Below are 13,236 nucleotides of genomic sequence, written 5' to 3'. Positions count from 1 at the left end.
ATTGTGAGTAACAAAATTATATCTGTCCGATTATTTAGTGGTAAAGGTCCAGATTAAAGCTTTTTCTTTACTGGCCCTGAAAATAGTAGCATGGGTTTCTTTAGGTGCTTTTTCATATTTCCATTTCACATTTTTCATATCCGTAGCTTTCAATACTTGAGCCAGTCTATTTACAGCTTCAGAAATTCCTTTTTCACCGGATGAAGTAAACCATAATTTTTTAGGGGTTTTGGCAATACCGACAAGGCTTTCTTTTGCTGTTTTTACTTCATATTCTTTATTCCACCATAATGACGGGTCGATAGCAATATAGAAATCAAACATATCGGAGTGGTGTAAAAAAGTCTCCATTACAAAAAGTCCTGCTAAGGATTCTCCAATGATTCCTTTTTCACTGCCGGTTCTGTATCGTTTGTTGATTTCGGTAAAAAGTTCATTATTGATGAATGCCCTGAATTTTTCGGAACCTCCTACAACAGGGGCAATTTTTTTATCCTCTTCATCTTCCGTAGGACCCGTAAGGTCTCTTCTGCGCTGTGTATTTTCAATCCCGACCAGGATCATAGGGGGAATTTTTTTTGATTTGATAAGCTTTGCCAGAGTATTGGCAACATGGGGAAAATCTTCCTGAATTCCTCCGTCTGCCATATATAAAACCGGAAATTTTGCTGAGCTTTTATCGTATCCGGAAGGCTTCCATACATTAATGGTTCTGGTTTCACCTACTTCTTTCGACTCGATTTTAAAATCATCATGTGCCGGAACAGGATCCTGACTCTGAGAAAATACCTGGCAGCTCAACAGCAATAAAAATACGAATAGTAACCTATACTTCATGTTTATTTTTTTAATAAAAGTAATGCTTTTTATTGATAACAAACCTATATTCAACAAAATCGCAATGCATCTGTTCATGATACATTGCGATTTGATAGTCTTAATTTCAGCTTAAATTATTTTTTCTCTTTCAGAGTTTCTTTCAGAACTTTCAGTTTTCCATCAATCGGATGATCGATCTTTAAACCTAAAATTTCAGCAACCAAAGGATAAACATTCACGTTGGCAAACTCATTGATGACAATATTGTTTTTAAACTCAGGTCCCCATGCAAAGAATGTGGCTTTCATTTCCGGAACAATACGGGGATCGTAGCCATGTTTTCCTACTGAAGTTTTCTTTCCTTTTTCTAAAAATATTTTCGGTGCTTTAGGAATCAGAAGAATCTGCCCTATTCTGTTGTAACGGTCATCTCTTGTTGCAAAATGCAGGTATTTTGGAAGCTTTTTATCCAGATATACTTCGTAATCTTCTGTTTTGTTTGCTTTGAGTTCTTTGTACACGGACTTTACCTCATCAGGATTTTTTACATATACTCTCAGCAGTGTCTGGGAATTGTAAAAATCAAACCGGTTTTTATCCAAAAGAATCGAAGGAATTTCTAATGGTGTACCTCCATCTACTTTGATCATACCATGATCTGAAACAAACACAAAGTTGACATCTTTTAAACCTAATGCATTTACTTTCTGAACCAAATCACCAATAGCCTGGTCAATCAGATGAACAGCTGTTTCGGTTTCTTTGGTGTCCGGACCATAATGGTGCCCGCTTCCATCCACTTCCGGGAAATATAATGAAATAAAGTGAGGTCTTTTATCTTCAGGCAATTTCAGCCAGTTCACCACTTTTTCCACTTTTTCGGAAGGGGTAAATTTTTCGTGATACGGATAATAATAAGAAGGTCTCAGTCCTCCGGCATCACTGGCAGAGCCCACCCACATCAGAGAAGCGGTTACCAGACCTTGTTTTTCTGCTAATCCCCAAAGTGGAGTTCCTCCGTACCAGCTTCCATCTTCAGCATTTTTCTTATTGCTCAGGGCATAAGATTCCTTACGCTTGTAATCATAGAAAAAATTATCGATCAACCCGTGATGGGAAGGATAAAGCCCGGTAATCAGACTCCAGTGATTGGGAAAGGTAATACTCGGATAGCTTGGGATCATTGCTTTTGCCTGTACACCGCTATTGGAAAGCCTAAGTAGATTTTGAGCATTATATTTTTCAGCATAATCATAACGGAAACCATCTGTAGAGATCATGATAACGTAAGGCTTTGACTGTGCTTCAATGTTATTGTAACGGTCCGGTACTACTACCTGAGCCGTATCCGTATTGGTATGCTGTGCAAAAACCGTAAAGGAAATAAGCAGCAGCAAAAGATGTATTCCTTGCTTCATTGTTTAAATTTTGGGCAAAGGTACATTCTCTGCTGCTGCCTGAAAAGTTTATGAGGTTAAAAGTATATTAAAACCTTTCATATTCAAAAAAATTTTATGATCAGATGCTTCGTTTCATTTCGAATTGCGAAACAGAATTTTTAAGTCCAATTGTTGATAAAAAGGCTGCTGAATCTTCAGAAATATCGTCCACATTGTTCAGGGAAATGGTTTCTCCATTATTTTTTTCTCTGACTGCGTTGAAAAGTTTTGTTCCGATTCCCTGTTTTCTGTATTCTTTATCTACTGCAACCTGATATACTTTTTTGGCAGCAGGTCCGTAAATGATATAACCCACAAGTTTTTCATCAGTATAGGCTCCCAGAGTAATATAATTTTCAGGCATTGGGTCCAGTACAAAAACAGATCCCTGCCACGAAGGCTCAATATCCCAGAAAGCTGATAGTTTGTCCCATTGAAAGTCTTTCATATTCTGAACAGATACTTCAGCATTCCCTTTTTCCGGTTTAATAGTTCCGTTAAAACAAAGCAATCTACGAACCTTGCTAAAACCTAAATTCTCATAGGCCCTGATGGCTGCATTATTACCTTCAATAACCTCAAGAAGAAGTGTATCTGCATTTCTCTCTTTCAATATTGGAATAATGAAGTCATACATTTTTCTTACAAGCCCTTTACCTCTGCTCTCCGGAACAACTCCCGTTCCTCCGTTGTATATAATTTTCCCATCATTCCCTGTTTTTTCAGCCTGAAGGATAAATCCTACCAGCTTATCATTTTCAAATGCGCCTACCGATATCCCCAGATCTATTTTTTCAGCTGCAATTTTTGTCGTCAACTGTTCTTTTGACAGATGAAAAGGAACGATATAGTCTGAAAAAGAATGGTTGAATACGGATAAAACATCTTCTACACTCGTATTTGAAAGGGTTTTGAATTCCATTGTCATATATTGTTTTAAAATTTAAGATTAAAAAAGACTACCATTCCCTGCCCTGATCTTCTTTCCAATCATAAGGCAGAAGTTCTTTTAATGTCGTAAACACGCCGTTTTTTACTTCTACTATTGCACTGAGATTTTCTTTTGACAGCTGGCTCATCAGTTCTCTGCAGCGTCCGCAGGGAGGTACGGCATTCCCATCATTCCCTACAGCTACCACTGCCCTGATAAGATGTTCACCATTTTTCAGCATTTCTGCCACAGCACTATGTTCTGCACAAAATCCCATAGAACAGGCTGTATCTATACTTATGCCTGTGTATACATTCCCTTCTGCTGTTTCAATAGCAGCGGCTACTCCTCCATATTCTATAAAGTCATTCAGAGTTTTTGATTTTGCAAACTTCGCAGCTATTTCCTTTAAATCTTTTCTCATTGGGCAAATATTAAACAATTGGTTTTTTATCAATGATGATTGAGATACCATTGAACGGCTTTTTGTTCTTCTTTTTTAATAAACGGATCTTTCCCTTCATTATAGTCATTCCCGTCGTACCATTCCTGCAGGCTGAGATGTTCTTTTAATTTTTGATATTCATCCCTTACCTCAGGATGTGTACGCAGATAATCTCTGAAAGCGATATGTCGAAGCCAATGTTCTGAAGAAACAGGAATGCTGTGAATATGGGCTATGCGCAGTTTGTGATCATGCATTTTCTCATGAATTTCATCTCCCTGATGAATGATTTCCGGAAGGTCTAAATTCTGCGGAAGGTCTTTAAGCTTAATAAAGAAACGCCTATATGACATATCTTCATTGTATTTTTCATAGTAGACATAAGTTTTCCCTTTCAGCAAAGATGGAATTTTATTCAGATCTTCTTCGCTCTGTACGCCGATCATAATGTCTATGATGGGCTTTGCTGACAAACCTTCCACCGATGTACTCCCGATATGCTCAATCTGTGGATTCAGGAAACCGATGTCTTCCATCAGTTCATTTTTAATGGATTCAAATTGTTTTTTCCAGGAAGGGTTGTATTTTTCAAAGGTAATTTTCATGGGGATCCGGTTCTATACAAATATATGGAATTTTAACCAAAGCCTTTAGAATAAAGGCCTTTCAATAATTTTGAAACCTATCAATAAAAAAAACACCTCTGAAAAATCAGAGGCATTCTTTTGAATATTTAGGTGTGTTTTTTTAAGGTTATTCTTTGATAAATTTCTCGTAAGAGGTAGTTCCGTCTTTCAGTAGAATTTCCACATAGTAGATTCCTGATTTCAGATTTTCTATGCTGATTTTTTCACCCTCAGGTTTTACCGTTTTTACTTTTCTACCTGTTGCTTCATAGATGTCAACAGATTTTATCTTATCCCCATTTTTGAAACTCACAGTTGTTTTCGCAGGATTTGGATAAAGAGCTACTTTTTTACTTTCAAGAGATAAATCATGAGTTCCCAGAACAGAAGCAAATGTGCCTGTTGCATACCCTGCAACTCCCCCATGTCCTCCTGCAACATTAAAAGTTGCTGAACCCGGTCTCACTCCGGCAATACTGATTGTATTTGTAGTAGCATACGGAAGCTGATAATCATTCGTATCAGTGTTGGTAAGATCTCTGGTTAAAGTTAAGGTTCTTATTCCTGCATTCACATTATCGCTTACAGTAGTCCAGTTTTGAGTTGCATCTACCGGAGGTTGCATAATTCCGGTGAAGTTTCTGTCTGTAAGAGCTGGTGTTGTTTGTGTTGTATAAACCAAAGCGTCTCCTGCTGACATACTAAACCCCTGATTTACTCCTATCCCGAATCCAAACCATCTGTCTGACGGCCCCTTCAAAACAAGTGTAACTTTAGAAGTTGCATTGTCCAAAGTAAAATTTGCAATCATACCATTGCCTGACAATGTCATATCTCCTGTTGATTTTTGTTGCGCAAAGCTCGAAAAATATGCTAACAGAGAGAGAAAAAATACAATGCTTTTCATATTTTAATTTTTTAAAAGGTTGATAATATCTTTATTGTTTGTTTGTAATGCATATTCAAAAGGAGTCATCCCCTGCAAATCTTTGATGGATTTATCAGCTTTATTTTTAAGTAATAATTCAGCTAATTCTTTATTTCCAAACTTCACAGCCCAAAATAATGGAGTGGATCCTGTTTCATCTGCAATATTCGGATCTGCATTTTTATTTAGCAGATACGTTACTAAATCTTTATTATATTTTACAGAAAGTCCTGATAAAGCAGTTCCTTGCCGGCTTTTATAATTCACATCCTTCACATGATCTATCAGGTATTTGGCAACTTCTGTATTTCCTCTGTAACAGGCCAATATAAGGGGTGAAAATCCGTTTTCATTAATCTGGTTGATGATATCCGGATTCTGCTTCATCAGCTCTTTTACTTCAACTACTGTTCCGCTTCTGGCAATATCATAGATTGATTTTGCTTTTTCCTGTGCAGATAAAAGACTGCTCAGAAATATACCCAGTACTAAGATGATATTTTTCATTGTTTGATCAGTACATAGTTATACTCGACATTTACATTTTCCGCAATTTTCTTCGTTACCATTTTCGGAATGGTCACTTTATAATCTGCCGGTCTGGCCACAAAGTTACCCTGCATATAGATTTTCCCGTCTTTTGCATAGATCGCAGCTGTAGAAGAAACCGCTTTATCCACCCCATGAAAATTAAGGGTACCCTGAACGGTATACTTTTGCGGGCTTGCCGTAAGTTTTGTTTTATCAAAGCCTGCAATTTTCCCCTTGAAGGTTGTTTTAGGATATTTTGCTGTTTCTGCGTAGCTTTCATTGAAATGCTCTTCCATGAGTTTTGTTTTAAAATGAAAGTTCTTTACAGCGGAAACAGAGGCCATTTCTCCGGTATCAGCATTGATCACAACGGTATTGTTGTCATCCTGGGCATAAATATCTTCAAATAGCGGTACTGAAGCTTCGAAGATAACCTTCCCTGTCTTGGAGCTATATTTCTGTGCTGAAGCATAACCGGCAAAAAGCAGGGATGCACTCAATAGTATTAACTTTTTCATATCAAATATTTTTTAATTTTCACTAAGCCCATCAGCCTTCCATTTAATAAAAGTGTTGATCTGCGTTGCAGATAATGAACCTCCTTTAGGCATTTTTTCCGGGTCGCCATTGGGTCTTTGGATGCGATCCAGAATCCCGTCTATATTGGCTTTCACCTGATCGTAAGTTGCCAAAGGTTTAATAAAGCCGTCTGCAGAATGACATCCGATACAGTTATTGTCTATAATAGGTTTTATGTCTGCTGTATATTTTACAGGCAATACAACAGGCGTATTGTCTGATATTTCTTCATAGGTCCTGCTGTCACAGCTGCTCAGGATGATCATTGAGGATAAGCTCAACAGATATACTAATTTTTTCATATTAAAAGACTCTATAAAGATTAAACCCAAAGAAAATATGTCCTTTTCCCCAATTGCCGGATGCATTGGTAAGATATCCTATATCTGAATTGATCTGGGAATTGGTGAATAAAAGCTGGAAAACATGTCCCCCGGTTTCTATATCTACCCCTAATGAAAGAGGGTTTTTATAAAAACTGTGATTATCGAAATTCACAAAATACTCTGCATTCACAGAGACTCTTTTTGATATTTTATAGCGTCCGCCCAAACCTGCCAGAAACTGATTTTTATCTTCAATGCCCGGATCATAAAGGTTCTTATGAACATAGGAAGGGGTAAGCTGCAATGAAAGCTTATCATTAAACCGTCTTGAGATGAGTGCCTGGGTAAGGTATGAAAGTCTGTCGTTGAACTTAAGGTGTGGATAAGTATCTTTATCCAAAGCAGTATTTATGGCCATTACATTATAACCGGCAATATCTACCGGAAAGTTTTCACTTTGTCTTACCAGCCGATATTTGACAGCGCCTTCAAAGGTTTTCATATTGGTTTCTCTGGAGAGGCTGACTGAGACAGCGTCTGAAACACCATAAATAACGCCTAATTTTGTAGAAGCATTATCAAGACCAAAAAAATCCTTAAATCCTGCACTGATATCACCGAACCTATGGGCAACAATCATGTACCATTCTTTTTTTGCAGGAAGCTTTGTAGATTGTCCTGTAACAATCTGAAGGGCCTTGAAGGCGGGTTGTGAGGTTTCTGTATTGGTTTTGATGGTGTCAATATCTTTCAGCAGATCCTCCTGTGCAAAGGCAAAACCTGAAAAAAGTACCGACAAAAATAAGAGAGCTTTTGTCATATTCTAATTTGATTTTAATTATCATATGACAAACTTATAGAGTTCTCAATTCAAAAATGTGTGATAAAAGTCACCATGGAAATTGTTTTTATCAATCACGAAACAAAAACTTTTAAAACAATATGAATTAGATCAATCTAACATTCTCATTAACAGCTATTTTAATTCCTTCTTTAGTCTGTAGAATTTCTCCGTCGTTTTCAATTTTTTTTAATACTCTGCTTACCACTTCCCTTGAAGTTCCCAGGTTGTTGGCTATTTCACGGTGCGTTATCTTAATGGGGTTGTTTCCGGTAAGCGTAATCTGTTGTTTAATATAATTCAGCACTCTTTTATCCAGTCTGTGAAAAACGGCATCATTCACCATATTCATGACCTCTGAGAAACGCCTGTCATATTCACGGTAAAATAATTTATTGATTTCCGGAAAGCGGATCAGCCAGTCATGCATTACTGAGACAGGAATCAGCAGTGCTTCAGAATCTTCTTCCGCCACAGCATATACCCTGCTAACATAATCTGTAAAAATAGAAGAAAAGGTCATAAGACAGCTGTCGCTGGGCTTGATATAATAATAAATAAGTTCGCGCCCGTCATTCAGGGTAAAGACTTTAATGGAGCCTTTGATCAGAAAAGGGACATATTTATTTTTCTGCCCTTCCCTTATAATCTCTGTCTTGGCTTTTATAGAGGTCATCACAGCATGTTTCTCGAGTTCTGTCGAAAAGTCACTGCCTAAAAAACCAAATTTCTGAAGAATAAATTGGTTACTTATCATATCTTTTTTTGTCAAGTATCTGAAACAAATATATAAAATTGAACAACTCCTATGTTATATATTTAAAACTATTTCAATATCTCCGCAAAAACTTTAACAAATAACTAAATATAATATAAAAATAAGAAAGCATTATTAAGAATACACCCTATTAAAGTTGAAAAAATACCGGATATCTATTTTGAATTCCGAGTATTTTAAGGCAGTATCTTTAATAAAAATGCCCCGATAAAAACCGGGGCATTCTATTTTATTGTAAAAGAAATCTTACGCTTGTACGTTGTTTCCACCTAATACGAAAGGCTCAACTTCTTTGATTTCTCCGAACTGCTGCTCGTAGTTAGCGATGTTCTGCTGAAGAGCGTTTAATACTCTTTTAGCGTGAAGTGGAGCAAGAATAACTCTTGATCTTACTTTAGCCTGCTGAACACCTGGCATCAACTGAATAAAGTCTACTACAAATTCAGATGGAGAGTGGTTTACCAAAGCTAAGTTAGCATAGATACCAGCAGCTACCATTTCGTTTAATTCGATGTTGATGTTTCCGTCTTGTGGATTTTGATTGTTGTCCATTGTTATAAATTATGTTTTTAAAATTCGAAATTTGAGATTGTGAAAATATAAAAATAATTTCAAATCCCAAATTTCAAATCATTAATTTTAGTTAAGGTCTTCGAATTCTTTCTTAGAACCAACAATAACGTTCTGATACTCTTTAAGACCTGTACCTGCAGGAATTCTGTGTCCTACAATTACATTTTCTTTAAGACCGTTCAGATCATCTATCTTACCTGCAACAGCTGCTTCGTTAAGAACTTTAGTTGTTTCCTGGAATGATGCTGCAGACATGAACGATTTCGTTTGAAGAGCCGCTCTTGTAATACCTTGTAATACCGGAGTTGCCGTAGCAGGAAGAGCTTCTCTTACTTCTACCAATGCTAAGTCTTCACGTCTCAACTTAGAGTTTTCATCTCTTAATTCTCTTGCAGTAATCATCTGACCTGGTTTGAATTCTTTTGAATCACCGGCATCTACTACTACTTTAAGACCGAATACTCTGTTGTTTTCTTCAAGGAAATCATACTTGTGCTCAAGAGCTCCTTCAAGGAATTGAGTGTCACCTCCATCCACGATAGATACTTTTGTCATCATCTGTCTTACGATGATTTCGAAGTGCTTGTCGTCGATTTTTACCCCCTGTAGACGGTAAACTTCTTGGATCTCGTTTACTAAGTATTCCTGAACCGCTGTTGGGCCTTTAATTCTTAAGATATCTTCCGGTGTGATAGAACCGTCAGAAAGCGGAGAACCTGCTCTTACGAAGTCATTCTCCTGAACAAGAATCTGGTTAGATAGTTTTACTAAGTAAATTTTTCTTTCACCAGTTTTAGCCTCAACGATCAATTCTCGGTTACCTCTCTTAATTTTTCCGTAAGAAACTACCCCGTCGATTTCAGTAACAACCGCTGGATTTGAAGGGTTTCTTGCTTCGAATAATTCGGTAACTCTCGGAAGACCTCCGGTGATATCCCCTGCTTTTGCAGATTTTCTTGGGATTTTGATTAAGACTTTACCAGCCTTAATTTTTTCACCATCGTTTACCATTAAGTGGGCTCCTACCGGTAAGTTGTAAGCTTTTTGCTCAACACCTTTAGAGTCTACCACCTTCAAGGTAGGTACGGCTTTCTTATTTCTGGATTCAGAGATTACTTTCTCTTCAAATCCTGTCTGTTCGTCAATTTCAAGTTGGAATGAAATACCCTGGATGATATCCTCGTATTCTACCTTACCTGAAGTTTCAGCAATAATTACCGCGTTATATGGATCCCATCTACAGATTGTATCTCCTTTCTTCACTTTATCACCTGGTTTTACAGATAATATCGATCCGTAAGGTACGTTCGCTACCATCAATGGAGTTCTTGAATCGTTATCAGCAACTAATCTGAATTCCGTTGAACGTGAAACTACAACCTCAGCTGTATTACCGTTTTCATCTTCAGAAGTAATGGTTCTTACTTCGTCCATTTCTACGATACCGTCTCTTCTTGCAACGATAGATGGGTTTTCTGATACGTTTCCTGCAGTACCCCCCTGGTGGAAAGTTCTCAACGTAAGCTGAGTTCCCGGTTCCCCAATGGATTGTGCTGCAATTACACCTACCGCTTCACCCATATGGATTACTTTACCTGTTGCTAAGTTTCTACCGTAACATTTCGCACAGATACCTTTCTTAGCTTCACAAGTTAACGGAGAACGTACTTCAACGGCTTCTAATCCTGCTTCTTCAATTTTCTTCGCTAATTCTTCGATGATTACCTGATCTGCACTTGCAATAAGCTCGTCAGTTTCAGGATCGTAGATATTATGAAGAGATACTCTACCTAAGATTCTTTCAGAGATTTTTTCAACGATCTCGTCATTTTTCTTAAGTGCAGTAACTTCTGTTCCTCTTAAAGTTCCACAGTCGTCTTCTGTAACGATAACGTCCTGTGCAACGTCTACCAATCTTCTCGTTAAGTAACCGGCATCGGCTGTCTTAAGAGCGGTATCCGCAAGACCTTTACGGGCACCGTGGGTAGAGATAAAGTACTCTAGAATCGAAAGACCTTCCTTAAAGTTGGCAAGGATCGGGTTTTCGATGATCTCCGCTCCGGTAGAACCGGCTTTCTGCGGTTTTGCCATCAAACCTCTCATTCCTGATAACTGACGGATCTGTTCTTTAGAACCCCTCGCTCCAGAGTCAAGCATCATGTATACAGAGTTGAAACCACCTTGGTCAGTTTTCATTCTGCTCATGATCATTTCAGTTAATCCGGCGTTGGTGTTAGTCCAAACGTCGATTACCTGGTTATAACGTTCTGTATCGGTAATTAGACCCATGTTATAGTTCGCTCTAATTTCGTCAACAGTTTCGATTGATTGTGCAATCATCTGTTTTTTCTCAACAGGAACTACGATATCCCCAAGTGAGAAAGAAAGACCTCCTTTGAATGCGTTTGAATACCCTAGGTCTTTCATTGCATCAAGGAACTTCACAGTTGTAGGGAAATCTGTATCAGCAAGGATCTTACCGATAACGTTTCTCAATGATTTCTTCGTAAGAAGTTCATTGATATATCCTACCTGCTTAGGTACAATCTGGTTGAATAAGATTCTACCTACAGAAGTTTCGATCAGTCTTGTTACGATTTGCCCGTCTTCTTTGATTGGCAGTCTACATCTTACTTTAGCATTTAAAGATACTCTACCTTCAGCATAAGCAATTTCTGCTTCTTCAGGAGAATAGAATGCAAGACCTTCTCCTTTTACTTTCATCGTCTCAGTAGAGCTTAATTCTTTAGTCATGAAATAAAGACCAAGAACCATGTCCTGAGATGGTACTGTAATTGGAGAACCGTTTGCAGGGTTCAAGATGTTTTGAGAACCTAACATCAATAACTGAGCCTCAAGGATTGCTTCTGGTCCTAGTGGCAAGTGTACCGCCATCTGGTCACCATCGAAATCGGCGTTGAAGGCCGTAGTTACTAACGGGTGTAGCTGGATTGCCTTACCTTCGATCATCTTAGGTTGGAAAGCCTGAATACCCAGTCTGTGAAGCGTAGGTGCTCTGTTCAATAGAACAGGGTGACCTTTCATCACGTTTTCAAGGATATCATAAACTACCGGTTCTTTTCTGTCGATAATTCTCTTTGCAGATTTTACTGTTTTTACAATTCCTCTTTCAATTAGTTTTCTAATGATAAATGGTTTGTAAAGTTCAGCTGCCATATCTTTAGGAATACCACATTCGTGAAGCTGTAAGTTTGGACCTACAACAATTACCGAACGCGCAGAGTAATCTACCCTTTTCCCTAGTAGGTTCTGACGGAAACGACCTTGCTTACCTTTCAATGAATCAGAAAGTGATTTCAATGGTCTGTTTGATTCAGATTTTACTGCAGAAGATTTTCTTGTGTTATCGAATAATGAATCTACTGATTCCTGAAGCATACGCTTCTCGTTTCTCAAGATTACTTCAGGAGCTTTGATCTCCAATAATCTCTTCAAACGGTTATTTCTGATAATAACTCTTCTATAAAGGTCATTTAAGTCAGAAGTAGCGAAACGTCCTCCATCCAATGGAACCAATGGTCTTAGTTCTGGTGGGATAACTGGAAGAACACGCATGATCATCCACTCCGGTCTGTTGATCATTCTTGTATTAGCACCTCTCAATGCTTCTACAACGTTCAATCTTTTAAGAGCTTCAGTTCTTCTTTGCTTAGAACCTTCATTGTGAGCTTTGTGTCTCAAGTCGAAAGATAATGCATCAAGATCGATTCTTTTTAATAATTCCTCAACAGCTTCAGCACCCATTTTAGCGATGAATTTGTTTGGATCGGAATCGTCAAGATACTGGTTTTCTACAGGAAGGGTCTCCATGATATCAAGGTACTCTTCTTCTGTAAGGAATTCCATATTTTCGAAATCAGAACCGTCTAATTTCTTAGCAATACCTTGCTGGATCACTACATATCTTTCGTAGTAGATGATCATATCTAATTTCTTGGAAGGAATTCCAAGAAGGTATCCGATTTTGTTTGGCAATGAACGGAAATACCAGATGTGTGCAATTGGAACTACAAGGTTGATGTGCCCGATTCTCTCTCTTCTTACTTTTTTCTCAGTAACTTCTACTCCACAACGGTCACAAACGATCCCTTTGTAACGAATTCTCTTGTATTTACCACAAGCACATTCGTAATCCTTTACAGGACCGAAAATTTTCTCACAGAATAACCCGTCTCTTTCAGGTTTGTGAGTTCTGTAGTTAATAGTTTCCGGCTTTAAAACCTCCCCTCTTGAGTCTTGTAAGATAGACTCCGGTGAAGCTAAACCGATGGTTATTTTATTAAATCTACTCGTTTTATTTTTATTTGACATAATTTTTTTAGATTTTAGATTTCAGATTTCAGATTTCAGACGAAATCATCATTCCAAATTCAAGGATTATAAAATTCTTAGAGTGCCA

Annotated in this window: 13 protein-coding genes; all 13 read right to left on the bottom strand. The window is 37.8% G+C overall.

Annotated features, from left to right (window positions below; all coding sequences use genetic code 11):
- Window positions 1-30: 30 nt before the first annotated feature.
- The gene (locus tag ACTJJF_RS08420) at window positions 31-837 is read right to left on the bottom strand and encodes an alpha/beta hydrolase (protein ID WP_440699344.1); all 807 of its coding nucleotides are present in this window, start codon (window positions 835-837) and stop codon (window positions 31-33) included.
- A 116-nt stretch (window positions 838-953) separates the two neighbouring features.
- On the bottom strand, window positions 954-2,237 hold the full coding sequence (locus ACTJJF_RS08415; RefSeq protein WP_440699343.1) for an alkaline phosphatase family protein: 1,284 nt from the start codon (window positions 2,235-2,237) through the stop codon (window positions 954-956).
- A gap of 100 nt (window positions 2,238-2,337) precedes the next feature.
- On the bottom strand, window positions 2,338-3,180 hold the full coding sequence (locus ACTJJF_RS08410) for a GNAT family N-acetyltransferase (protein ID WP_440699342.1): 843 nt from the start codon (window positions 3,178-3,180) through the stop codon (window positions 2,338-2,340).
- 37 nt (window positions 3,181-3,217) lie between these two features.
- Window positions 3,218-3,613 carry a cytidine deaminase family protein gene (locus ACTJJF_RS08405; protein ID WP_440699341.1) on the bottom strand — a complete coding sequence of 132 codons (396 nt, stop codon included), beginning with the start codon at window positions 3,611-3,613 and terminating at the stop codon, window positions 3,218-3,220.
- Window positions 3,614-3,642: 29 nt separating this feature from the next.
- Window positions 3,643-4,239, bottom strand: a complete 597-nt coding sequence (locus ACTJJF_RS08400) for a GrpB family protein (RefSeq protein WP_440699340.1) — start codon at window positions 4,237-4,239, stop codon at window positions 3,643-3,645.
- A gap of 148 nt (window positions 4,240-4,387) precedes the next feature.
- A complete protein-coding gene (locus ACTJJF_RS08395; protein WP_440699339.1) occupies window positions 4,388-5,167 on the bottom strand; it encodes a T9SS type A sorting domain-containing protein in 780 nt (259 codons plus the stop codon).
- Window positions 5,168-5,170: 3 nt separating this feature from the next.
- Entirely contained in the window at window positions 5,171-5,695 is a 525-nt protein-coding gene (locus ACTJJF_RS08390; protein WP_440699338.1) for an ankyrin repeat domain-containing protein, read from the bottom strand.
- Window positions 5,692-6,237 carry a YceI family protein gene (locus ACTJJF_RS08385; protein WP_312298679.1) on the bottom strand — a complete coding sequence of 182 codons (546 nt, stop codon included), beginning with the start codon at window positions 6,235-6,237 and terminating at the stop codon, window positions 5,692-5,694. Before ACTJJF_RS08385 ends, ACTJJF_RS08390 begins: the two co-directional genes overlap by 4 nt.
- A gap of 12 nt (window positions 6,238-6,249) precedes the next feature.
- Window positions 6,250-6,600, bottom strand: coding sequence for a c-type cytochrome (locus tag ACTJJF_RS08380; protein WP_440699337.1), 351 nt, complete (start codon window positions 6,598-6,600; stop codon window positions 6,250-6,252).
- Between the two features lies 1 nt (window position 6,601).
- Window positions 6,602-7,444, bottom strand: coding sequence for a DUF5777 family beta-barrel protein (locus ACTJJF_RS08375; RefSeq protein WP_440699336.1), 843 nt, complete (start codon window positions 7,442-7,444; stop codon window positions 6,602-6,604).
- A 127-nt stretch (window positions 7,445-7,571) separates the two neighbouring features.
- Entirely contained in the window at window positions 7,572-8,222 is a 651-nt protein-coding gene (locus ACTJJF_RS08370; RefSeq protein WP_440699335.1) for a Crp/Fnr family transcriptional regulator, read from the bottom strand.
- 267 nt (window positions 8,223-8,489) lie between these two features.
- A complete protein-coding gene (locus tag ACTJJF_RS08365) occupies window positions 8,490-8,795 on the bottom strand; it encodes a DUF3467 domain-containing protein (protein WP_002976436.1) in 306 nt (101 codons plus the stop codon).
- 87 nt (window positions 8,796-8,882) lie between these two features.
- Window positions 8,883-13,148 (bottom strand): DNA-directed RNA polymerase subunit beta', encoded by a 4,266-nt coding sequence (rpoC, locus tag ACTJJF_RS08360; RefSeq protein ID WP_312298684.1) that lies wholly within the window; start codon window positions 13,146-13,148, stop codon window positions 8,883-8,885.
- Window positions 13,149-13,236: the final 88 nt, after the last annotated feature.

This window comes from Chryseobacterium sp. 22458 (assembly GCF_052044975.1).
Taxonomy (GTDB): domain Bacteria; phylum Bacteroidota; class Bacteroidia; order Flavobacteriales; family Weeksellaceae; genus Chryseobacterium.
This window is presented reverse-complemented; position numbering and strand designations above follow the sequence as displayed.

Excerpts from the sequence above, each read along its gene's own strand:
- ACTJJF_RS08420 (WP_440699344.1), bottom strand. The coding sequence starts at position 837 with ATGAAGTATAGGTTACTATTCGTATTTTTATTGCTGTTGAGCTGCCAG.
- ACTJJF_RS08415 (WP_440699343.1), bottom strand. The coding sequence starts at position 2,237 with ATGAAGCAAGGAATACATCTTTTGCTGCTGCTTATTTCCTTTACGGTT.
- ACTJJF_RS08410 (WP_440699342.1), bottom strand. The coding sequence starts at position 3,180 with ATGGAATTCAAAACCCTTTCAAATACGAGTGTAGAAGATGTTTTATCC.
- ACTJJF_RS08405 (WP_440699341.1), bottom strand. The coding sequence starts at position 3,613 with ATGAGAAAAGATTTAAAGGAAATAGCTGCGAAGTTTGCAAAATCAAAA.
- ACTJJF_RS08400 (WP_440699340.1), bottom strand. The coding sequence starts at position 4,239 with ATGAAAATTACCTTTGAAAAATACAACCCTTCCTGGAAAAAACAATTT.
- ACTJJF_RS08395 (WP_440699339.1), bottom strand. The coding sequence starts at position 5,167 with ATGAAAAGCATTGTATTTTTTCTCTCTCTGTTAGCATATTTTTCGAGC.
- ACTJJF_RS08390 (WP_440699338.1), bottom strand. The coding sequence starts at position 5,695 with ATGAAAAATATCATCTTAGTACTGGGTATATTTCTGAGCAGTCTTTTA.
- ACTJJF_RS08385 (WP_312298679.1), bottom strand. The coding sequence starts at position 6,237 with ATGAAAAAGTTAATACTATTGAGTGCATCCCTGCTTTTTGCCGGTTAT.
- ACTJJF_RS08380 (WP_440699337.1), bottom strand. The coding sequence starts at position 6,600 with ATGAAAAAATTAGTATATCTGTTGAGCTTATCCTCAATGATCATCCTG.
- ACTJJF_RS08375 (WP_440699336.1), bottom strand. The coding sequence starts at position 7,444 with ATGACAAAAGCTCTCTTATTTTTGTCGGTACTTTTTTCAGGTTTTGCC.
- ACTJJF_RS08370 (WP_440699335.1), bottom strand. The coding sequence starts at position 8,222 with ATGATAAGTAACCAATTTATTCTTCAGAAATTTGGTTTTTTAGGCAGT.
- ACTJJF_RS08365 (WP_002976436.1), bottom strand. The coding sequence starts at position 8,795 with ATGGACAACAATCAAAATCCACAAGACGGAAACATCAACATCGAATTA.
- rpoC (WP_312298684.1), bottom strand. The coding sequence starts at position 13,148 with ATGTCAAATAAAAATAAAACGAGTAGATTTAATAAAATAACCATCGGT.